The 20,054-nt window shown below is 71.7% G+C and carries 13 protein-coding genes and 1 pseudogene; 7 read left to right on the top strand and 7 right to left on the bottom strand.

What is annotated here, in order from left to right; all coding sequences use genetic code 11:
- Nucleotides 1-27: 27 nt before the first annotated feature.
- Both arsB and ABEB00_RS20165 read right to left on the bottom strand, forming a co-directional pair.
- Nucleotides 28-1,134, bottom strand: coding sequence for an ACR3 family arsenite efflux transporter (arsB, locus tag ABEB00_RS20170; protein ID WP_345621276.1), 1,107 nt, complete (start codon nt 1,132-1,134; stop codon nt 28-30).
- Nucleotides 1,131-1,439 (bottom strand): ArsR/SmtB family transcription factor, encoded by a 309-nt coding sequence (locus ABEB00_RS20165; RefSeq protein WP_345621275.1) that lies wholly within the window; start codon nt 1,437-1,439, stop codon nt 1,131-1,133. The genes arsB and ABEB00_RS20165 overlap by 4 nt, the downstream gene beginning before the upstream one ends.
- A 92-nt stretch (nt 1,440-1,531) precedes the next feature.
- Here ABEB00_RS20165 and ABEB00_RS20160 point away from each other — a divergent pair, with 92 nt between their 5' ends.
- Genes ABEB00_RS20160 through ABEB00_RS20150 form a run of 3 tightly spaced genes read left to right on the top strand, consistent with a single transcriptional unit; the run spans nt 1,532 to nt 3,725 of the window.
- The gene (locus tag ABEB00_RS20160; protein ID WP_345621273.1) at nt 1,532-1,993 is read left to right on the top strand and encodes an arsenate reductase ArsC; all 462 of its coding nucleotides are present in this window, start codon (nt 1,532-1,534) and stop codon (nt 1,991-1,993) included.
- 45 nt (nt 1,994-2,038) lie between these two features.
- Nucleotides 2,039-2,287 (top strand): hypothetical protein, encoded by a 249-nt coding sequence (locus ABEB00_RS20155; RefSeq protein WP_345621272.1) that lies wholly within the window; start codon nt 2,039-2,041, stop codon nt 2,285-2,287.
- Nucleotides 2,277-3,725 carry a glycosyltransferase gene (locus tag ABEB00_RS20150; protein ID WP_345621271.1) on the top strand — a complete coding sequence of 483 codons (1,449 nt, stop codon included), beginning with the start codon at nt 2,277-2,279 and terminating at the stop codon, nt 3,723-3,725. Before ABEB00_RS20155 ends, ABEB00_RS20150 begins: the two co-directional genes overlap by 11 nt.
- Nucleotides 3,726-3,803: 78 nt before the next feature.
- Here the strand turns inward: ABEB00_RS20150 and ABEB00_RS20145 are convergent.
- Nucleotides 3,804-6,692 (bottom strand): annotated as a pseudogene (locus ABEB00_RS20145) (lantibiotic dehydratase); the annotation flags it as partial.
- 155 nt (nt 6,693-6,847) lie between these two features.
- The gene (locus tag ABEB00_RS20140) at nt 6,848-9,091 is read right to left on the bottom strand and encodes a TOMM precursor leader peptide-binding protein (protein WP_345621270.1); all 2,244 of its coding nucleotides are present in this window, start codon (nt 9,089-9,091) and stop codon (nt 6,848-6,850) included.
- 747 nt (nt 9,092-9,838) lie between these two features.
- Here ABEB00_RS20140 and ABEB00_RS20135 point away from each other — a divergent pair.
- The 4 genes from ABEB00_RS20135 (at nt 9,839) to ABEB00_RS20120 (ending at nt 15,379) form a co-directional block, all read left to right on the top strand.
- Nucleotides 9,839-11,893, top strand: a complete 2,055-nt coding sequence (locus ABEB00_RS20135) for a GTP-binding protein (RefSeq protein WP_425586534.1) — start codon at nt 9,839-9,841, stop codon at nt 11,891-11,893.
- An 87-nt stretch (nt 11,894-11,980) separates the two neighbouring features.
- The gene (locus ABEB00_RS20130; protein ID WP_345621268.1) at nt 11,981-12,400 is read left to right on the top strand and encodes a hypothetical protein; all 420 of its coding nucleotides are present in this window, start codon (nt 11,981-11,983) and stop codon (nt 12,398-12,400) included.
- A 25-nt stretch (nt 12,401-12,425) separates the two neighbouring features.
- Nucleotides 12,426-12,923, top strand: coding sequence for a hypothetical protein (locus ABEB00_RS20125; RefSeq protein WP_345621266.1), 498 nt, complete (start codon nt 12,426-12,428; stop codon nt 12,921-12,923).
- 203 nt (nt 12,924-13,126) lie between these two features.
- On the top strand, nt 13,127-15,379 hold the full coding sequence (locus ABEB00_RS20120) for an Orn/Lys/Arg family decarboxylase (protein ID WP_345621265.1): 2,253 nt from the start codon (nt 13,127-13,129) through the stop codon (nt 15,377-15,379).
- A gap of 122 nt (nt 15,380-15,501) precedes the next feature.
- Here the strand turns inward: ABEB00_RS20120 and ABEB00_RS20115 are convergent, their stop codons facing one another.
- The 3 genes from ABEB00_RS20115 to ABEB00_RS20105 form a co-directional block, all read right to left on the bottom strand.
- Nucleotides 15,502-16,989 carry an RICIN domain-containing protein gene (locus tag ABEB00_RS20115; protein ID WP_345621263.1) on the bottom strand — a complete coding sequence of 496 codons (1,488 nt, stop codon included), beginning with the start codon at nt 16,987-16,989 and terminating at the stop codon, nt 15,502-15,504.
- Nucleotides 16,990-17,278: 289 nt separating this feature from the next.
- Nucleotides 17,279-18,955 carry a CTP synthase gene (pyrG, locus tag ABEB00_RS20110; RefSeq protein ID WP_345621321.1) on the bottom strand — a complete coding sequence of 559 codons (1,677 nt, stop codon included), beginning with the start codon at nt 18,953-18,955 and terminating at the stop codon, nt 17,279-17,281.
- Between the two features lie 62 nt (nt 18,956-19,017).
- Nucleotides 19,018-20,010, bottom strand: coding sequence for an Lrp/AsnC family transcriptional regulator (locus ABEB00_RS20105; protein ID WP_345621261.1), 993 nt, complete (start codon nt 20,008-20,010; stop codon nt 19,018-19,020).
- Nucleotides 20,011-20,054 lie beyond the last annotated feature (44 nt).

Below are 20,054 nucleotides of genomic sequence, written 5' to 3'. Positions count from 1 at the left end.
TACCCCGGGACGCCCGGACCGCGTGGGTCAGGGCGCCGTCGTCACCGCGTCGGCGGCGAACCTCTTCCGCCAGGCCAGCGCGACGTGGACCAGTGCGATCAGCACCGGGACCTCGATGAGCGGGCCGACGACACCCGACAGGGCCTGCCCGCTCGTGGCACCGAAGGTGGCGATGGCGACCGCGATGGCCAGTTCGAAGTTGTTGCCGGCGGCGGTGAACGCCAGCGTCGCGGTGCGGTCGTAGGCGAGGCCCAGCCCCTTGCCGAGGAGGAAGGTCCCGAAGAACATGATCGCGAAGTAGACCAGCAGCGGCAGTGCGATGCGTACGACGTCCAGCGGTTGCGAGGTGATCGTCTTCCCCTGGAGGGCGAACAGCACGACGATCGTGAACAGCAGCCCGTACAGCGCCCACGGGCCGATCTTCGGCAGGAACGCCGTCTCGTACCTCTCGCGGCCCATCCGCCGCTCGCCGAGGCGGCGGGTGAGGAACCCGGCCAGCAGCGGGACGCCGAGGAAGACGACGACGTTCAGCGCGATGTGCCACACCGACACGTCCAGGCCCTGACCGTCGCCGAGGTTCATCCAGCGGGGCAGCAGGTCGAGGTAGAACCAGCCCAGCAGGCCGAACGCGAGCACCTGGAAGACCGAGTTCAGGGCGACCAGGACGGCCGCGGCCTCGCGGTCGCCGCAGGCGAGGTCGTTCCAGATGATGACCATGGCGATGCAGCGGGCGAGCCCGACGATGATCAGGCCGGTGCGGTACTCGGGCAGGTCCGGCAGGAAGATCCAGGCCAGCGCGAACATGACGGCGGGGCCGACGATCCAGTTGACGACCAGCGAGGAGACCAGCAGCCTGCGGTCGCCCGCCACGCGGTCGAGCCGGTCGTAGCGGACCTTGGCGAGGACCGGGTACATCATCACCAGCAGGCCGAGCGCGATCGGCAGCGAGATCCCGCCGGTCTCGATCGCGGCGAGGGCGTCGCCCAGGCCCGGGACGAGACGGCCCAGCCCGAGGCCGAGGGCCATGGCGAGCAGGATCCAGACCGCGAGGTAGCGGTCGAGGGTGGACAGCTTCCCGACGATCGAGTCGTCCCCGGCCGGGCCGGGGCGGCGGGTGGCAGCGGTGGAGGTCACGGGCAGGCCCTCCTGTTGTCGGCGGCAGCGCGCGCGGACCCGGCGAGCGCGGCGAACCGCTCGGACAGTCCGGCCAGGACCTCGGGCCGCAGCCGGTAGTAGGTGAAGCGCCCGCACGGCTCGGTCTCCACCAGCCCGGCCTCGCGCAGCACCTTCAGGTGGTTGGACAGGTTGGTCTGCCTGGCTCCGGTCTCCTCGACCAGGTGCGTCGTGCAGAGCGTCTCACGCGCCAGCAGGGTCACGATCCGCAGGCGGAGCGGATCGCCCAGCGCCCGGATCACATCAGGATCGACTGAAGTCAGCATGAGCTGATACTTTCACATCGCCGCGCGCGCCGACACCGGCGAGCGCCGACACCGGGCATCCGCCGCCGTCGCGACGAGGGAGAACGTTCACCATGGCCGAATCCGCCGGCAAGCCGTCCGTGCTGTTCGTCTGCGTGCACAACGCCGGCCGTTCCCAGATGGCCGCCGCCTGGCTGACCCACCTGGCCGGGGACCGGGTCGAGGTGCGCTCGGCCGGCTCGGACCCGGGGGCCGCCGTCAACCCCGCCGCCGTCGAGGCGATGGCCGAGGTCGGCATCGACATCTCCGCCGAGACCCCGAAGGTCCTCACCGTCGACGCGGTCCGCGAGTCCGACGTCTGCGTCACGATGGGCTGCGGCGACACCTGCCCCGTCTTCCCCGGCAAGCGCTACCTCGACTGGAAGCTCGACGACCCCGCCGGCCGGGGGGTGGCCGCGGTCCGCCCGATCCGCGACGAGATCAGGACCCTGGTCGAGAACCTGATCGCGGATGTGGCTGTCCGGTGGCCCGGCACCGGGACCACGCGGCCACCGGGCACCGCTCCGGCTGGCTGAGCCACGCGGCGGCGCGCGGCCGAACGCACGAGGAGAAGCTGCGCCATGTGCGATGAAACGCGGCAATACCGCAACTTCAGCGGCCCTGTTTGTACCTTTGGCGCCGATAGTGCCTACGAACGGGATACGCCTGTGCATTACGGTGAACTGGCCACGACAGGCTCCGGCCTGTCCCTCTTCGGCCTCGCGACGGGCCAGACCTGGCTGGTGGCGGCCGCTTTCGCGCTCACCCTGGGGGGCGCTCTGCTGATCCGCCTGACGTTCCGGCGCGGCAAGGGCGCGGATGAAGCCTGACACCGGCCTCTGCCCTGGCCCCGCACCCGAAGGCGCCGCCGTCCCGTCGGTGCCAGGGCCGGCGCCGGGGCCAGGGGGCGAGTACGTACCGCTGGGCGGCAGAGCGGCGCTCACCGCGCTGCCCCTCGTCCTGCTGGCGGGCTGGGCCGGGTGGCACCTGCTGCGGCTCACCGCATGGCGCGACGGCTCCGACCCCGGCCTCGGCTTCGTCTGGCTGGTGTCGTTCCTCCTGCTGTGGTGGCTGCCCCTGTGCTGGCTGGAACGTCCGGTCCCGGCGACGACCGCACAGCGGTCGATGCTGGACGGACTGGCCGTGACGGTCCAGATCCCGGTCTACAACGAGGATCCCGAGGCGCTCCGGGCCTGCCTGGCATCCGTTCTCGCGCAGACCCGGCGGGTCCAGCGGGTCCGGGTCGTCGACGACGGCTCCGTGGACACGGAGACAGGGCGGCCCCTTCTGTACGAGGCCGAGCGCGACCGGTTCCTGGCGGCGGCGGCCGCACTCGGCATCGAGGCCACCTGGGACCGCACTCCCAACTGGGGCAAGCGGTGGGCGCAGATGCATGTGCTCGCCGCGGACGACGCCGACATCTTCGTCACCCTCGACAGCGATTCCGTCCTGGACGTGAAGGCCGTCGCGGAGGGGCTCAAGCCCTTCGCCGATCCGCGGGTGCGGTCCGTGGCCGGCCTGATCGTCCCGCTCAATGTGCGGACGAACCTGCTCACCCGGCTCACGACCGTGCTGTACGTGCCGTTCACCCGGGGGCTGCGCAGCGCCCAGTCCGTCCTCGGCTCGGTCCTCATCAACTCCGGCACTCTCGCCTTCTACCGGGCCGACGTCGTACGCCGGCACGCCGGGGTCTACGAGCGCGAGACCTTCCGCGGGGTGCCGATGCAGATGAACGACGATTCGATGCTGACCATGTACGCCCGCCTGGCCGGCCGCACCGTGCACCAGCCCTCGGCCCTGTGCTTCACCCTGGTACCGGACCGGCCCCGCCACTACGTCCGGCAGCAGATGCGCTGGATGCGCGGCACCACGGTGCGGCACCTGTGGTGGCTGCGGCACATGCCGCTGCGCTCGGTGGCGTTCTGGATGCCCGTACTGGAGTACGCGCACCTGGTCCTGGCGCTGCTGATCCCGGTGGCCGTCGCCGCTTCGCCGGACCTGCGCGCCCAGGCGGGCCCGCTGCTCTGGCACACCCTGGTGCTGGGGTGCGCCATGAACTACCTGGTCTGTCTCCGCCTGTTCGTGATCCGCCGGTCGGACGAGGGGCTGGGACATCAGCTCCTCATGTACCTGCTGTCACCGCTGGCGGGTCTCTGGCGGCTCGTGGTGCTGCGTCCCCTCTACCTCTACGCCATGGCGACGTGCTGGCGGGTCGGCAGGTGGGGCACCCGGGCGAGCGTCGAGGTCCGCGTCAGCGCCGCCCACTGACCGGTGGCGGTGCGCCGGGCCCCTCTCCCGCCCCGCCGCGCGGCGCCGGTCGTGGTGCGCGGCCACGGCGCCCCGGGCCAGGGCGTAGGCGTCCTGCTCCAGGTCCGTACCCAGGCGCAGCCGCCGGTTGGCGTGCATGTGCAGCAGCGCGCGCAGGATGCGGGAGACGTCGGCGTCACCGGCGTGGACGGCACTGCTGTACGCGGTCAGCGCCGCGTACCAGTCACCGAGCCCGGCCGGCGGGTCCGGTTCGCCGGCCGGGATGAGGGCCAGCGCGTCACGGCGCCTGTCGCTGAACCTCCGGTGCCGCCGGGGGTCCTTGGGGTACTGGTCCAGCAGCCACCGCTCCCCGTCCTGACCGCGTTCGGCGTGGAACCCGCGGACGAGGCGGACCAGGTCGGCCGCGACGGGCAGGGGGTCACCGTCCCCGGGCAGGCGGCTCAGGGCCAGCCGGCTGTCCTCGTGGAAGAACCTCTCCGCCGGGCCGATGGCCGCCGGGCCGCCGTACCGGTCGGTCTCGGGACGGTACTCCCGCAGCGACCAGGTCCGGGCCAGGCCCGCTGCCATGAGGTCGCGCATCCGGTCGTGCAGGCTCGGCAGCACCTGCCGGGCGAGGACGGAGGGGGCGCCGTGCAGGCGCAGGCGCAGATGGGGGGTGTGGGTGCCGTACTCGCGGTAGCGGAGGAAGAACCAGCGGTCGACGTCGCCGGCGACCGTGCGCAGCCACGGCTCCAGGTACGCGGTGAGGACGCGGGACTGGTCCCCGGGAGCGGAGGGGATGTGGACCGAGAGCCACTCGCCGCCGGGCAGGTGGGCCGTGGCGTTCCTGACGGGTGTGGCCCGGGTGGCCGGATTGGCCGATGTGGCCGGTGTGGCCCGCTTGCCCGGCACCGGATCGTCCGAGGCGGAGGCGGAGGCGGAGGCGGGTTCGGCGGCCGCGTCGGCGGGCGGTCGGTGCGGGCGGGGGGACGGCCGGGCGAAGAGGGGTACGACGATCTCGGCGTCGTGGGCCCCGCCGGGTCCGCGCAGCCATCCCGAGGCAGCCGACAGGTCCTCGTGCAGCACGGCCTCCCCCTGCGCGCGGGCCTCCTCGTACAGCAGTTCCCGGTGCGCGGGCAGTCGCAGGTCCAGGGCCAGCCGCTGGTCCTCGCGCACCAGGTGGACCCGGTCGGGTATCCGCCAGCGCGCGCGGGTGGGCGCGAGGTGTTCCTCGGGGTCGTCCTTCGTCAGCACGGTGGCGGAGAGGCGCCAGGTGGCGGGCGAGAGCACCGACCGGCCGTGCCGGACGGCCGGCAGGAAGGGGGCGGTGGCGAGGTGGCCCCAGTCCCACGGGGTCACCTGGGTGACCCCCATCAGCGGCACCTCCAGCAGGAAGCGCGCCACGTCCGGAGCGAACGCGTGGTTGACCGCGTGCGGGACGTAAGGGCTGATCGGGCGCCCGTCGGAGGCGTCGACCAGGTGGAAGCGCCGGGTGTCCGCGGACACCAGGACCTCGGCCAGGTCGACGTCGCCGGGGGCGCCCGGGTCTCCGTACGTCCCCACGCCGAGGCGCGCGCCGGGCCGTCCCGGCGGGTCGGGCACCCGCATGACGTTGAGCGAACGGCGCTCGCGCGGCGCGTAGTCGACGCGGACGGGCCTGAGCCCGGCGCCGTCGGCCGCGCGGGCCCGGCGGGCGAACCCGGCGAGGTGCTCCCCGGCGCCCAGGACGTGGGAGAAGCGCCCCCACAGCGTCCCGGCCGGGCGGCAGACGCGGAAGGGGACCACTTCCAGCCCGAAGCGGCCGGCCGCCACGTCCGCCAGGGAGCCGGCGAGCACCGCGACCGGGAAGTCCGCGGACGCGGGCGGGGCCTCCCGCCCGGTGGACAGGGCGCGCAGGGTCTCCTCGTCGAGTTCCACGCCGGTGGCGCCCGACATGAGAGCCCCGGCGTACAGCGCGTTGAGGGCCGCCGTCCGGGCGGCGTCCACCGACGCGTCCGGCAGCGGGCGGCCGCCGCCGGGCAGCGAGTAACCGGCGGGCGGGCCGAGGCCGGTGCCCGGCGTCAGCAGGGCGGTCAGCGGCACCTGTTCGCCCTGCCCATAGGTCTCCAGGAACTCCCGGTGGTAGGCCGTCAGGGCGCGCTGTCCGGCCGTCTGCGGCGGGGCGCAGCGCCAGAGGACCGAGGCGGCCCGGGCCGCCTCCGCCGCCACTTCCGGAGGAAGGTGTACGTCGGCGTCGAGCGCCATGTCGACGTGCAGGCACTCGGTCGAGCCCGCCGCTTCGTGCAGCGCGCTCAGCGCACGGGTGCCGTCCCCGACGGGCTGTGCCGCGTAGGCGCGGGCCCGCGCCGTGTACTCCCTGAGGACGGGTGGTCCGGCAGCCGTGCGCGCGAGGTGCTCGAACGGGTCGGGATCGGACGGCGGCGGCGCGCTGTCGGTGAGCAGGAACTCCAGGGCGATCAGCCGGGTGAGCAGCCCGACGGCCTTCTCGCGGGTGAGGCCGGGGCAGTCCGCGAGGACCGCCGCGGCGAGGTCGCCGAGACGTACCGGTCGCCGGGCCGCGCGCAGGACCGACTCCACGGGCGGGGTCCGCCGCAGCGCGCGCCGCACGGGCCGGCCGGAGCGCAGCCCCAGTGGCAGGACGATCCGGTCGCCCTGGGTGCGCGCGGTGTTGTCGAGGACGACGCGCACGTCGTCGGGCGGGGCGGTGGTGTCCCGCGCGTCCAGGAGCGCGCCGAGCCACGCGTGGTCGGGCCTGATGTGCCGGGTGCGGCGGCCGGTGAGACGGGCGCGGGGGGCTCCGCCGAAGTGTCCGAGCGCGACTCCGGCGACCAGGCCGAACGGCGTGGACCTGCGGGTCATCCGCAGGTGGTAGCGGAGCATCGAGCGGGACAGCCGACGCCTGCGGGCCGGGGACGGCTGCCGCCCCGCGCGCAGTTCTTCCAGGGCGGCGTACAGCGAGGGGCTGGACACGAGCAGTGCCTCGGCCACCACCGGGTCGCGCTCGGCGGCCGCGACCAGGCCGTCGCGCCCGTCGTCGGCGGCGGCCGGCTCGCGGGACAGGACGGGCGCCCGCAGCAGGAAGGTCCCGCCGGCGTCGAACACGGCGAGGTCGTCGTCGGACACCAGCTCTCCTCGCACCCTGGTCACAGGAACATGGGGACCGGGTTGAGTTCGGACTCCGGGGTCCGCGCCGTCACCCACCCCAGCGAGACGGGGACGTCGTACAGCCGTCCCGGGGCGAACTGCGGCCAGAAGCTCCGCAGTCCGGGCACCATGACCTTGACCACGGGCAGGGCTATGTCGGGGCGGGTCTGGTCCAGTACCAGCAGTTCCATCCCCCGCTCCCCGACCAGGGCACGGGCCCGCGCCAGCTCGGCCGACAGGTCGTGCCGGCCGGCGGGCCGGCGGTGCGGGCCCGTCAGGAGGTCGGACCAGCCGTCCGGTGCGAGGTGGGGCTGGTTCTCCAGCGTCGCGGTCCGCCACCAGTGCGCGTCCGGGCCGCCCTGGGCCTGGTGCGGCCCGGAGCGGAACTCGATCAACTGGGCCAGGAACTGGTTCATCTCCGTCAGCGCCCGGGAGACGGCCACGGCCGGGTCGACGTGCGCGCCGAATCCGAAGAGGATGTCCTCGCTGCCGCCCCCGACGCGCCGCGACACGGCGGCGGCCACGGGTATGCCCAGGTCGGAGGTCAGGTCGAGGACCCACACCTCCCGGTCCCGCGCGGCGTACACGTCCCGCCAGCGCGCCAGGTAGGGCTGGGCCGTGTCGTCGAGGCGGACGCCCGGTCGGCGGACCCGGTTGTACCACCACAGGGCGACGCTGTCCCGTTCGACCAGTTCGAGGAAGCCCTGGAGGATCGCGTCCTCCCGGCTGGCCCCCGCCGCGTTGCCGTTGGAGTGGGCGACGGCGTGCACAGGTCCGGGCTCAGCGGGGAAGCGGTAGTACAGATAGGAAGTCGGTACGTACTTGTGCCGGTTCTCGGTCAGTGACCACACCGGCGTCCAGGAGATCTCCCGCGTCTCGTCGAGCGGGTCGGGCACCCAGGTGAAACCGGTCCCCCGCCGGCGCCACTCCTCGCGTTCCCGGAACTGCCGGGCGCTGAAGTGCTGGAGGGTGTCGAGTCGTACGGCGTCGTCCCCGAGGGCGCGGAGGGACGCCGTCACCCGCGCCTCGTCCCCCTGCCAGACACCGCAGTAGCGCTCGATGGCCTCACCCAGAGCGCTGGCGCGGGCCTGGGCGTCGGTCATCCCCTTGCCCGCGCTCTCGGTGCGCAGCACCCGGCGTACGCTCTCGCCGCCCCGCGGCCGACTCGTCGCGAAGTTGTGCCCGGCGGTGTAGACGTGCAGCAGGTCGGAGTGCGTCTCCATCCTGTCCAGCCGGGTGACGACGCCGGTGACGGGGCTGATCAGGTGCCCGTAGGTGCGCAGCAGGTGGTCGGGGCCGCTGGCCCGGTATCCGCCGTCGGTGTCCGGCGCCGTGGCGCGGCCGCGCGGTTCCAGGGGCCGGTGGGCCTGTGCCGCCACCATGCCGGGGTCACCGCAGCCGGGGCACTGCGGGCGGCGGGTGACCCGGTGGCTGCCGGTCTCCAGGGTCAGGGCGTCGAAGCTGAGCAGGGTCGGCGTGGGTTCGCGCAGTCCGGCGATCCACCGGGCGGCACGGAGGACCGCGAGCCGCGCGGCCACACCGGTCGCGGTGGCGGAACCGGTGTCGGTTCCCCGTACCGGGTACTGCTCCGTGCCGCCCGCGGCGAGCAGCGTGTCGGTGTCGCGATGGCTGCGCAGACGCTGCGTCAGACAGAGCCAGCAGGGGCCGCGGTCCGCCTCCATGACGGGTGAGATCCACGCCGACGCTCCGGCGGGCCTGACGACCATCCACGCGGTGGAGTCGTCGAGGGCCTGGGCGTGGAGGGGCAGGAGCCGGGGATCGAGGAAGTCGTCGACCGTGACGATACGGAGCGCCACCACCCCGCTGCGGTCGCTGTCGCCATCCGTATCGCTGTCGCTGTCGAGGAGAAGACCCTGTTCCCGTGCGGCTTCGGTGAGGGCCGCCGTCCCGGGCCCCGGGTCGCCGACCGGGATCAGGCGGACCACACGGCTCCGCATGGCGTCGCCGACCGCCTCCGGATCGAGGCCGGCCAGCTCCCACAGGCCGCTGTCATGGTCCTCTCGGCCCGCCGCCCGCTCCACCACCAGTCCCGCGGCGAGGAGTTGGTCCAGTGCCCGGTCGACCGCCGCCGCGGCGAAGGAGGCGGCCAGGGCCTCGCGCAGAGCCGCACGGGTGGCGCCTCGGCGGAGCAGCGGAGCCAGCAGTTCACCGATCGGACCACGCAGGAGGGTGTGCCGCTCCCGGGACACGAGGCGTACTCCTGTCCCGGAGTGCGTCGCCATGCGTACATGGCGGGGGAACCGCAGGAGGGGGGCATCCATGACAACGGGCAACTTTCTGCCGGAAAGCGAGGCAGGCCCGCAGACAGGCTGCGGGCCCGCACTCGACGGCCATGACCGGCCGCCGGTTTCTACCAGGTGGTCGAGCAGAAACCGCGCTCGGCACGCGCGTCGAGCTCCTCGATCGCGAGCTCTTCCTCGGTGACCTCGACGATCTCGATGTCGTTCTGCATGGTCTACCTCCACGTCAGGGAAAGGGGGTACGGCGCCATGCTGCCACCTGATTTCCCGAGGCAAAGGGGCCGGCGACGTAATCATGGTAAGTCCGCCCGAAAGCACATTCGGTGGTGCCGAGAAGTGCACAATGCGCCTCCGGCATGCGTAACCGCGGCGATCCGCGACGCGCCTCCGGGGTGCGCGGGCACCGGACGGCCATGGCCCTCGCGCTCCGGATTCGGAGGGGAGCTTTGCGTAAGCGTTCATCGGACCCGGCCCGGCGAGGCTCCGGCGCGAGCCCACCACGGACAGGTGACCGGCACCGGATTCCCGCACGCGGCAGCGAATCCGGCGGCCACATATCCGCGTTGCCACGCAGAAGGCGGCTCGCTACCATGGCACGGCAGCACATGTATCGCAGTATACGTATTGCTGTATACGTATTGCGGTACAGGTATTTCCGTGGCCCTCACATCGGTGAAGCGGCCCTCTTATCGGTGAAATGGAAGGGAACCCCAGTGCGGCGATTCGGCGATGCTCCCCGCTCACCCCTCCCTTCTCGCATCATCGAGGATCGCATTGCCAGCCCACACTCTGAATCTCGGCATTCTCGCGCACGTCGACGCGGGTAAGACCAGCCTCACCGAGCGGCTGCTGTTCGAGAACGGCGCCATCGCCGCACTCGGCAGCGTCGACGGCGGTGACACACAGACGGACAGCAACGAACTGGAACGGCAGCGGGGCATCACCATCCGCTCCGCCGTCGCATCCTTCGCCCTGGGCGATCTCCAGGTGAACCTGGTGGACACGCCGGGCCACCCGGACTTCATCGCCGAGGTGGAGCGGGCCCTCTCGGTGCTCGACGGGGCCGTTCTCGTGATGTCGGCGGTCGAGGGCGTCCAGTCCCAGACCCGGGTCCTGATGAGGTCGCTCAGACGCCTGCGGCTGCCCACCCTCCTCTTCGTCAACAAGATCGACCGTACCGGGGCGCGGTACGACAGCCTGCTGGCGGACATCCGCGGGAAGCTGACCCCCGCCGTGGTGCCGATGCAGCGCGTCGCCGGCCTGGGGACCCGGGCGGCCGACGTCCGGCCCCGATCCCCCGAGGACGGGGACTTCGCGACGGAACTGGGCGAGCTGCTCGCGGACCACGACGACACGGTGCTCCGCCGGATGGTCGACGACCGCCCGCCCGGCCCCCGGGAACTGCACGCCCTCCTCAAGCGGCTCACCGGCGACGGCCTGGTACACCCGGTCTTCTTCGGTTCCGCGGTGTCGGGTGCCGGCACCTCCCAACTCACCGAGGGGGTGCGGGAGTTCCTGGGACGACGCCGCCCCGCCGCCGCCGGCGAGGGGCTGCGCGGCACGGTCTTCGCCGTCGAGCGCACCGGCGCCGGGGAGAAGGCCGCCTATCTGCGGCTGTTCTCCGGGGAGCTGCGACAGCGACAGCGGGTGACCCTGCACCGGCACAAGCCGGGTGGGGCGGTGGAGAAGTACAGCGGCCGCGTCTCCGGTCTGGAGGTCGTCGGCGCCCGGACCGCGGACGGCGCCCCGGCGCCGTCCGGACCGCTCACCCCGGGCAACATCGCCAGGCTCCGCGGTCTGCCGTCCGTGCGCGTGGGTGACCACCTGGGGGAGACGGACGGGCCCGGACCGCGGTACCAGTTCGCACCGCCGATCATGGAGTCGGCGGTCCGGTCCCGCGAGCCCGGCAGGGAGGGCGAACTGCACGCGGCGCTCGCCCAGCTCGCCGACGAGGACCCGCTCATCCGGACGCGGACCCTCGCCGGTGGCGCGACCTCCATCCTGCTGTACGGAGCGGTGCAGAAAGAGGTCATCGAAGAGCGGCTCAGGCGCGAGTTCGGCGTCGAAGCGGTCTTCGAGCGGACCCGACCGGTCTACTTCGAACGCCCGCTGGGCACCGGCGAGGCGGTGTACGAGTTCGAGCCGCACCGGCCGAACGAGTTCTTCCAGACCGTCGGGGTGCGGATCGAACCCGCGGCCGCCGGCTCGGGCAACCAGTTCCTCCGCGAGGCGGAGGAGGGCCTGCTGCCGCGCGCCTACCACCGCGCCATCGAGAGCGCCGCCATGAGCACGCTCCAACAAGGGCTCTACGGCTGGGAGGTGACCGACTGCCTGGTGATCCTCACGAAGATCGGTTACGAAGCGCCGCGGACCACGGCGGCGGACTTCCGCAACCTGACCCCGATGGTGCTCATGCAGGCGCTCCAGAAGGCCGGAAGCGCGGTCTACGAGCCCGCCTACAGCATCGAGGTGGACTTCCCCGCCGACGCTCTCAGCGGTGTCATCGGGCTGCTCATGTCGCTGCGGGCGGACGTCGGGCAACCGGTCGAGGCGGAGTCGTCCTGGAGCGTCCGGGCCGAGGTCGCCGCCCGGCTGCTCCAGGACGTGGCCCTCGCCCTGCCCGGACTCACCCACGGCGAGGGGACGATCTGTTCCGAACCAGGCGGGGACCGGCGCGTGCGCTCTCCGATCCCGTCGCGCGAACGCTTCGACGGGAACCCGCTCGACCACGACGAGTACATGCGCTTCCTGTCCCACCGCGCACTCGGCAGACAGCCGTCGTGACGGAGTGACCGGATGCGGTGCGAATCGGGTACGGACAGTTCGCACGATGTTCCTCTTCGCGGTCGGCCGACAGCTACGCTCGGGGTCATGGGCGACCACATGTTCGTGCGAGTACCGCGGGACTTCTGGGAGTTGCTGGACGCGGCCGACTTCGACGAGGTGGAGGTCGGCTCCCGCTCGGCCGATGAGTGGGCATCGGTGGCGCAGGCCGCGGTGTCCGTCGGCAATCAGGGGCTGGCCGTCACAGCCAACCTGGTGGCCGTCTATCTCGCCCGCGAGCAGATCAAGGAATTCGCTCAGCGAGCCGCCGCCTGGTTCGGGTTCCGCGCCCCCGTCGAAAGATCCGCACCACCGCTCGTCTTCACGATCACCGGTGGGGCCGGAGCCGAGACCCGCATCGAGATCAGCTCCAGGCCCGGACCCGACGGAGTGCCCGTCCTCGACACGGCCGCCCTCACCAGGGCCATCGTGACCGCGATGGACGCCTCCTCCGGGACGGCCGGATGACTCCAGGGCTCGCACCGTGTCCGCCGTGCTCGCCACGGGCCGGACGGCGCGCTCGGTGCTCTGCCCCGCACCCGGAGTGGAGGGCGGTACGGCGATCCGGCTCGAAACGCCGAAGACCGGCCGTGAGCTGTGCCGGAGCATCGCCCTGCCCGGTCTGGGGCACGAAGAGGTCCAAGCCCGCCTGGAGGGCCGCGTCGCCCTGGTGCCGCTGAGGCAGAGCGCCCTGCTGCCGCTGTACTCCGCGCCGGTGGACGGCATCCCGGTACGCGGGCTCGCCGACCTCACCGTCGTCCCCTCCGGCAACGCCCACGACCTGCGGCGCGGAACCAGCGTCGGCCTGTCCGCCTGCCACCTGGCCGGCATCGGCACCCGGCTGCCGGAGAACAAGATGATGGCCACCCTCCACGAGGAACTCCGGGCGGGGACACCGCCCTCCGCCGCGCTCGGCAAGGTCGTGGCTCGCGCTGCCGCCGACGGGTTCCGCCCCAAGGCCTGGGGACCCCGCACCCACTTCGGCGCCTGAACCGGGCCCCGTGCGGCGGTGGGCCGGGCCTGGCCGGCGGGGCGTCAGGACGGCTGCACTCGCGCCTCTCACCGACCGAAGGTGTGAAAGGGGGACACAGAGGTTCGCCGCTGCGGCGTACGGGGCGCCGGATGGAGGATTCTTGCCTCCCCGGCTCGGGGCGGGCGTTGCCCGACGTAGACGCGACGGTGAAGGAGCGGACCGTGGAACAGCGCGTGATCCTGGTGGACGGCGCCGCTGGGCCCGGGGAAACGCGGAAGCTGTGGATGCGGGACCTGGCGGCCCATCTGGAACGGGCGGGGCTGGGAGTCACCGGCCGGCACCGGGAGCCACGGCCGGCCGAGGGCGCCGGTGCCGTAGCCGTGGTGGTCGGCGCGGCTGCGCTGCCTCCTCCCGACCTGCCGGACGACCCCGCCGGCCGCTCCTCGCGGGGGCAGCGGGACGGGGAGGTCCTGCGCCTGCCCGTCTTCATCGTTCTCGACGGTGCCGCCGCCGACCAGGTACGCGTCCCGGCGCACTGGCCCGCGGCGGAGTTCCTCGACCCCCGTACGGAGAGTCCCGGCGAGGTGGCCGCCCGGATCGTGCGCCGCGCCCGGGAGCCACGCCCCCACGAGGTCCCACCGCTGTTCGCCGCCCTGCGCTCCTTCGGGCGAAGCGATACGCAGGCCTGGCACACCCCCACCCATTCGGGCGGTCTGGCCTTCACCAAGTCCCCGGCCGGGCGGGCCTTCCGCGCCTTCTACGGCGAAGACCTGCTGAGCACCGACATCTCCGTCTCCGTGACGGAGCTGGGGTCCCTGCTCGCCCACGAGGGCCTGATCGGGGCGGCCGAGGACGAAGCAGCCCGCGTCTTCGGGGCCGACCTGTCCTACTTCGTCCTCAACGGCGCCTCCACGGCCGACCGCATCGTCGCCCACTACGCGCTGCTCCCGGGCAGCGTGGCCCTGGTGGACCGCAACTGCCACCGGGCCCTGGCCCACGCTCTCGTACTCACCGGCGCGGAAGCCGTGCCTCTCCTGCCCTCCCGCAACGGCTACGGGCTCATCGGCCCGGTGCCGCCAGGGACCCTCGCGCAGGCCGCCGCCCCGTCCGCCGGTCCGGCAGCCCTCGCGGTGTTGACCAACTCCACCTACGACGGCATCTGCTACGACACCGTACGGGCCAGTGAACTCCTGGCCGCCCGCACCCCCCGGATCCTGTTCGACGAGGCCTGGCTCGCCTACGCGCACTTCCACCCGCTCTTCCGGCGCCGCTACGCCATGGCCGTCGACGAGGAAGCCATGCCGGGGCCGGAGCGGCCCACCGTCTTCAGCGTCCAGTCGACGCACAAGATGCTCACCGCGCTCTCCCAGGGCGCCATGCTCCACACCCGCTCCGCCGCCAGGGCTCCGGTCGACCGCGCCGTGCTGGACGAGACCTACGAGATGCACGGCAGCACGTCGCCGCTCTACCCCCTGATGGCATCGCTCGACGTGTCCACCGCCACGATGCGCGACCACGGGCGGGCACTGATCGACGAGGCCCTCCGGGAGGCGATCGCCTTCCGGCAGGCGGTCGCCCGGCGGGCCCGGCAGTCACGCACCCGCGCCGGCGGCGACTGGTTCTTCGAGGTCTGGCAACCGCCCCAGGTCACCGACCCGGCCGACGGCTTCGCCCACGCCTTCCAGGACGCGCCCGGGGCGCTGCTGCGCACCGAGCCCTCCTGCTGGCTGCTGAACCCCGAGGACACCTGGCACGGCTTCACCGGACTCGAACCAGGGTTCTGCATGCTGGACCCCCTGAAGGTCACCCTGCTCTGCCCCGGCATCACCCCCGGCGGCGGTCCCACGTCCCAGGGCATTCCCGCCGCCGTCGTCAGCGCCTACCTCCAGACCCGGGGCATCACCCCGGAGAAGTCCAACGACTACACCCTCCAGGTCCTCTTCTCCATGGGCAGCAGCACAGCGAAACGGCAGGCACTGCTGGACTGCCTCTCGGACTTCAAGGCCCTGTACGACGACGACGCCCCCCTCGCAGCCGCCCTCCCCGACCTGGCGGCGGACGCCGGCAGCGACCCGGCCACCCTCCGGCAGTTGTGCGCGGACCTGCACGACCTGCTGACCAGGAGCGGCCACAGCCGACTGCTGGAGGAGACCTACACGAGGCTGCCGCGGAAGGACCTCAGCCCGCAGGCCGCCTTCCACCACCTGCGCGCCCACGGCTGCGAGCAGGTCCCGCTGCGGGAGGCCGCGGGCCGCACGGTCGCCACCGTGGTGACCTTGACGCCCACCGCCATCCCGCTCTTCCTGCCGGGCGAGAACACCGGGCCGCCCGGCAACCCCCACCTGCGCTACCTCGACGCCCTCCAGGCACGCGACCGCGCGTTTCCCCGGTTCCGTCAGGAGATGCACGGGGTACGGCGCGATCCGCGCACCGGGCAGTACCACCTCATGTGCCTCTCCGGGCAGCCGGGGTGAGGTTCGCCCTTCTCTCCCGCAGCCGGCCGAGGCCGACCGCGCAGATGTGCGGGGCGTTCCGGTCCGCGCCCGCCCCTGTGCCGGACGCGGGGGCAGGCGCGGCCGCACCGCGTCGAAGGGGCTCAGGTCCCGATGTCGGGCTGCGGGCCGCTGTACTGCTCAAGCAGCGCCGGCAGGCCGGCCGCCGGGTCGAGCGTGTAGGAGTAGTAGCTGCTCGGGGTGAACGTCGTGCCGTTGGTCTTCTGGTCGCCCGTGCAGTCGACCAGGACGCTGCCCTTCTGCGAGAGGGAGGCGGCCGTCGTGTCGACGGAGTAGGGGTTGTTGACGTTCTCGTAGTAGCTGTTCTCGATGACCGTCCTGGCCGCACCGCGCGAGAGGTTGCCGTACGAGGTGATGTTCCGCAGGTAGTTGTTGTAGAGGTGGGCCAGCGCGACGTTGTCGATGCTGGGGTTGCGCTGGTTGGTGTCGTGGATCCAGTTGTGGTGGATGGTCATGCGGGCGGTGACGTTGTCCGTCCAACCGATGCCGAAGGCCTTGTTGACCTCTCCCAGTTCGTTCCAGGACACGGTGAGGTAGCTGGTGTCCTTACGGCTGTCGATCAGGCCGTCGTTCATCCGCACGATCCGGTTGTGGTCGATCCAGACGTGGTCGGCGGTGTCCATCTGGATGCCGTCGTAGTCGTACGTCTTGTCGTCGGGATCGTCGTCGGTCATCCGCGTGTCGCGGAGGGTGAGGTTGCGGATGATCACGTTGTGGACGCCGGTGCCCAGGAAGAGGCCGCCGTTGACGATCTCGCCCGCGGTGCCGACCCCCACGAGTGTCTTGTCGGACCGGACCGGGATCTCGTAACCGTAGGACGGCACCGTGATGCCCTTGGTCACCTTGATGACGTAGGGAGCGCTGGCGGTGGCGTACTTGAGCAGGTCCGCGTAGGTGCTCACGCTGACCGTGGTGCCGGCGGCACCGCCGGTGGTACCGCCTCCCGTGGCGGCGAAACCGTCGGCCGTGGAGGGCCAGGTGCGGCCGCTGACGGGTTCGAAGGCCCATTGTTTGTTGGTGTTGGCGGTGCAGGTCTCCTGGATGACGGGGTTGCCGGAGGTGGTGGAGGCGTTGAGGTCGCTGACGCACAGTCCGTTGCCCGCGTTGATCACCTGGTAGGTGCCGGAACCGGACGCCGCGAAGCGCCACAGCTGGTTGCTGCTGCCGACACAGGTGTACTGCTGGAGCCGCACTCCGCTGGTGGTGCTGCTGTCGGGCACGTCCAGGCACTTGCCGCTGCCGACCGACTGCAGTTCGAAGGCCGAGCCGCGGGTGTTGACCTTCCACTGCTGATTGCTCTGGTCGGAATGGCAGTTCCACTGCTGGACCAGCGCCTTGTTGACGGTACTGCCGTCGACCACGTCCAGACACAGCCCGCTCCTCGCCACCGCCAGCGTGTACGTCCCCCCGGCCACCGGCACCGCGGCCGGCACTGTCACCCCGGCCGCCGCCGGCTCAGCCGAGGCACCGATCACGAGCAGCGGCACGGACAGCACCGCCGCGATGACGCAGCGGGCCCAGCGCAGTGATCGCGAGGCGACCTTCGGAGGTGCGGATGTCACTGTGCGCATGGCCATTTACCTTCCTGTCTGTCGTGAGCATGACAACAGCGAGTCGCACAACACCGGGGCCCCTGGCGTGAAACGTTTCAATGAAACAGATCGGAACGCCTGTCACCACCGCGCCCGGACCGCACTCCGCCCGTTGCGTCCTTGTTTCTCATATATGACGTACGAGGTACGACGGCCATGAAGATAGGAGCCCCACCTGGATTCGTCAACGCCTCTTACAAAACCGGTGTGCCTGGTCAGCCGAGCGGCAGCACCGCCCGCACCGTCGGCGCCGCCCTGACCACGCTGATCAGCCCCGGCCCAGGCCCGCCGCCCGTTCCACCGCCGCCTTCACCAGTCCGGCGAAGAGGGGATGCGGGCGGGTGGGACGGGAGCGCAGTTCGGGGTGGGCCTGGGTGGCGACGAGGTAGGGATGGATGTCGCGCTGGTACTCCACGTACTCCACCAGCTCGCCGTCCGGGGACGTGCCCGAGAAGACCAGCCCCGCCTTCTTCTCCAGCTCAGCCCGGTAGGCGTTGTTCACCTCGTAGCGGTGCCGGTGGCGCTCCGCCACGTACTCCTCGCCGTCGTACACCTCCCGCACGATCGAGCCCTCGGCCAGCTTCGCCGGATACAGGCCCAGCCGCATCGTGCCGCCCATGTCCCCCTCCCCCGCGACGATCTCCGACTGCTCCGCCATCGTCGAGATCACCGGATGCGCGGTGGCCGGATCGAACTCGGTCGAGTTCGCGTCACCGATACCCGCCAGGTTCCGCGCCGCCTCGATCACGACGCACTGCAGCCCCAGGCAGAGCCCCAGCAGCGGAATCCCGTGCTCCCGCGCGTAACGGATCGCACCGATCTTCCCGAGGATCCCGCGGTCGCCGAACCCGCCCGGGACGCACACCGCGTCGACGTCACCGAGCTGGGCCCGGGCACCGGCCGGAGTCCGGCAGTCGTCCGAGGTCACCCACTTGATCTTCACCCGCGCCCGGTTCGCGAACCCGCCCGCCCGCAGCGCCTCGGTCACCGACAGATACGCGTCGGGCAGATCGACGTACTTGCCCACCAGTGCCATCACGATCTCGCGAGCGGGCCGGTGCACCCGCTCCAGCAGGTCGTCCCACGTCGTCCAGTCCACGTCCCGGAACGGCAGATCCAGCTTGCGCACCACATAGGCGTCCAAGCCCTCGCCGTGCACCCTCTTCGGAATGTCGTAGATCGACCGGGCGTCCGGACACGCCACCACCGCCGTCTCGTCGACATCACACATCAGCGAGATCTTCCGCTTGATCGCGGTCGGCACCTCCCGGTCGCAGCGCAGCACGATCGCGTCCGGCTGGATACCGATATTGCGCAACGCCGCCACACTGTGCTGCGTCGGCTTCGTCTTCAGCTCACCCGACGGCCCGATGTAGGGCAGCAGCGAGATGTGGACCACGAACACGTTGTCCCGGCCCACCTCGTGACGGACCTGGCGCACGGCCTCCAGGAACGGCAGCGACTCGATGTCCCCCACCGTCCCCCCGACCTCCGTGATCACGACATCCACCTCGTCCGCCGCCATCCGGCGCATCCGGTGCTTGATCTCATTGGTGATGTGCGGGATGACCTGGACCGTGTCGCCCAGATACTCACCCCGCCGCTCCTTGGCGATCACCGTGTTGTAGACCTGGCCCGTCGTCACGTTCGCCGAAGCGTCCAGATCACGGTCCAGGAAACGCTCGTAATGACCGATGTCCAGATCCGTCTCCGCACCGTCATCGGTGACGAAGACCTCACCGTGCTGGAACGGATTCATCGTGCCGGGGTCGACATTGAGGTAGGGGTCGAGCTTCTGCATCACCACGCGCAGGCCCCGGGCCTTGAGCAGCATGCCCAGGCTGGAGGCCGTCAGCCCCTTGCCGAGGGAGGAGACGACACCCCCGGTGACGAAGATGTGCTTGGTCGTCGAGGCTGTGTGGGATCGGGAGGCGGGGGGCGGCATGGCCAAGAGAGGGCTCCGTGGTCGCGGTCCGGGGTGCGGAGCGGCTGCCCATGACCCGTGACCTACCGGGGTGCGGTGTTCAGGACAGGTCCGCGCTTGTAGGTGTGCGTGACGATCTCTGTGTCCACGTCGAGGAGGTGCGGCAGCGCTCCGAGCTGGTCGACCACGAAGGCGTACAGGCCGGTCTCGTGCTCCAGGCACACGTCGACCAGCAGGTTGTGCCGTCCGGTCACCGCGGCGCAGCAGCGCACCTCGGGACAGCCGGCCAGGTCCTCGCCCGCCCGCTCGATCCCCGCCGGGTGGACCTTCAGCCGGACCCGCGCCTCGACCGGACGGCCCACCAGCGCCGGGTCGACCACCGTGCGCAGCCGCAGCATCCGGCGCTCCAGCAGCGCGGCCACCCGCCGGCCGGCGGTGGCCGTCGAGAAGCCCAGTTCCCCGGCGAGGTCCGTCAGGGTGATGCGCGCGTTGGCGATCAGCGACGCGGCCACCCGTTCGTCGCCCGGCGCGAACTCGCACCGGCCCGCGCGGCCGGGCATGGCCTGGACCATGCTTGCCCGCAAGCGCCTCTCCTCCTCCTCGGTCAGGACAGGGGCGTGCCACTGTGCCTCGGTCTTGAAGTGGCGCAGCACGAGGTGCGCGTCGGGCATGTCGGCGTCGGGGAACTCGGCGAAACCACCGGCCGTCAGCGCGTGCAGAAACGGCCGGGACGGTGCCACCACCTCGCACCAGAGGAGACCTCCTCCTCCGCTCACGGCGGCGACGTTAAGCACATCGGTGCGCTTTGCCAATCCCGTGGCAACGTCTTCCAGACAGTCACCCGGGACCTGGAGGCGCACCAGGACGACGTTGCCGAGCCCGCACCGCAGGACGTCGTACTCCGCCGTGGTGTGGACGATGCCCTCGGCGACGAGCCATTGCAGGCGCCGTGCCACGGTGCGCTCGTGCTCACCGAGGATGCGGCCCATCTCCGCTACGCCGGCCCGGGGGTTGATCTGCAGCGCGGCCACGATCCGCTGGTCACTCAGCTCCAGACTGTCTGTTTCGTTCATCATGTCGCCATGATGGCAGGATCTTTGTCATCGAGACCATGGGTGTT

The organism is Streptomyces ziwulingensis, from assembly GCF_039542605.1.
Lineage (GTDB): Bacteria > Actinomycetota > Actinomycetes > Streptomycetales > Streptomycetaceae > Streptomyces > Streptomyces ziwulingensis.
The sequence above is the reverse complement of the archived record's forward strand: the minus strand, read 5'-3'. Positions and strand labels throughout refer to the sequence as shown.

What these genes read in the sequence shown, in the direction of transcription:
- ABEB00_RS20165 (WP_345621275.1), bottom strand. Translation starts at nt 1,439, where the DNA reads ATGCTGACTTCAGTCGATCCTGATGTGATCCGGGCGCTGGGCGATCCG.
- ABEB00_RS20160 (WP_345621273.1), top strand. Translation starts at nt 1,532, where the DNA reads ATGGCCGAATCCGCCGGCAAGCCGTCCGTGCTGTTCGTCTGCGTGCAC.
- ABEB00_RS20155 (WP_345621272.1), top strand. Translation starts at nt 2,039, where the DNA reads ATGTGCGATGAAACGCGGCAATACCGCAACTTCAGCGGCCCTGTTTGT.
- ABEB00_RS20150 (WP_345621271.1), top strand. Translation starts at nt 2,277, where the DNA reads ATGAAGCCTGACACCGGCCTCTGCCCTGGCCCCGCACCCGAAGGCGCC.
- ABEB00_RS20140 (WP_345621270.1), bottom strand. Translation starts at nt 9,091, where the DNA reads ATGGCGACGCACTCCGGGACAGGAGTACGCCTCGTGTCCCGGGAGCGG.
- ABEB00_RS20135 (WP_425586534.1), top strand. Translation starts at nt 9,839, where the DNA reads ATGCTCCCCGCTCACCCCTCCCTTCTCGCATCATCGAGGATCGCATTG.
- ABEB00_RS20130 (WP_345621268.1), top strand. Translation starts at nt 11,981, where the DNA reads ATGGGCGACCACATGTTCGTGCGAGTACCGCGGGACTTCTGGGAGTTG.
- ABEB00_RS20115 (WP_345621263.1), bottom strand. Translation starts at nt 16,989, where the DNA reads ATGCGCACAGTGACATCCGCACCTCCGAAGGTCGCCTCGCGATCACTG.
- pyrG (WP_345621321.1), bottom strand. Translation starts at nt 18,955, where the DNA reads ATGCCGCCCCCCGCCTCCCGATCCCACACAGCCTCGACGACCAAGCAC.
- ABEB00_RS20105 (WP_345621261.1), bottom strand. Translation starts at nt 20,010, where the DNA reads ATGATGAACGAAACAGACAGTCTGGAGCTGAGTGACCAGCGGATCGTG.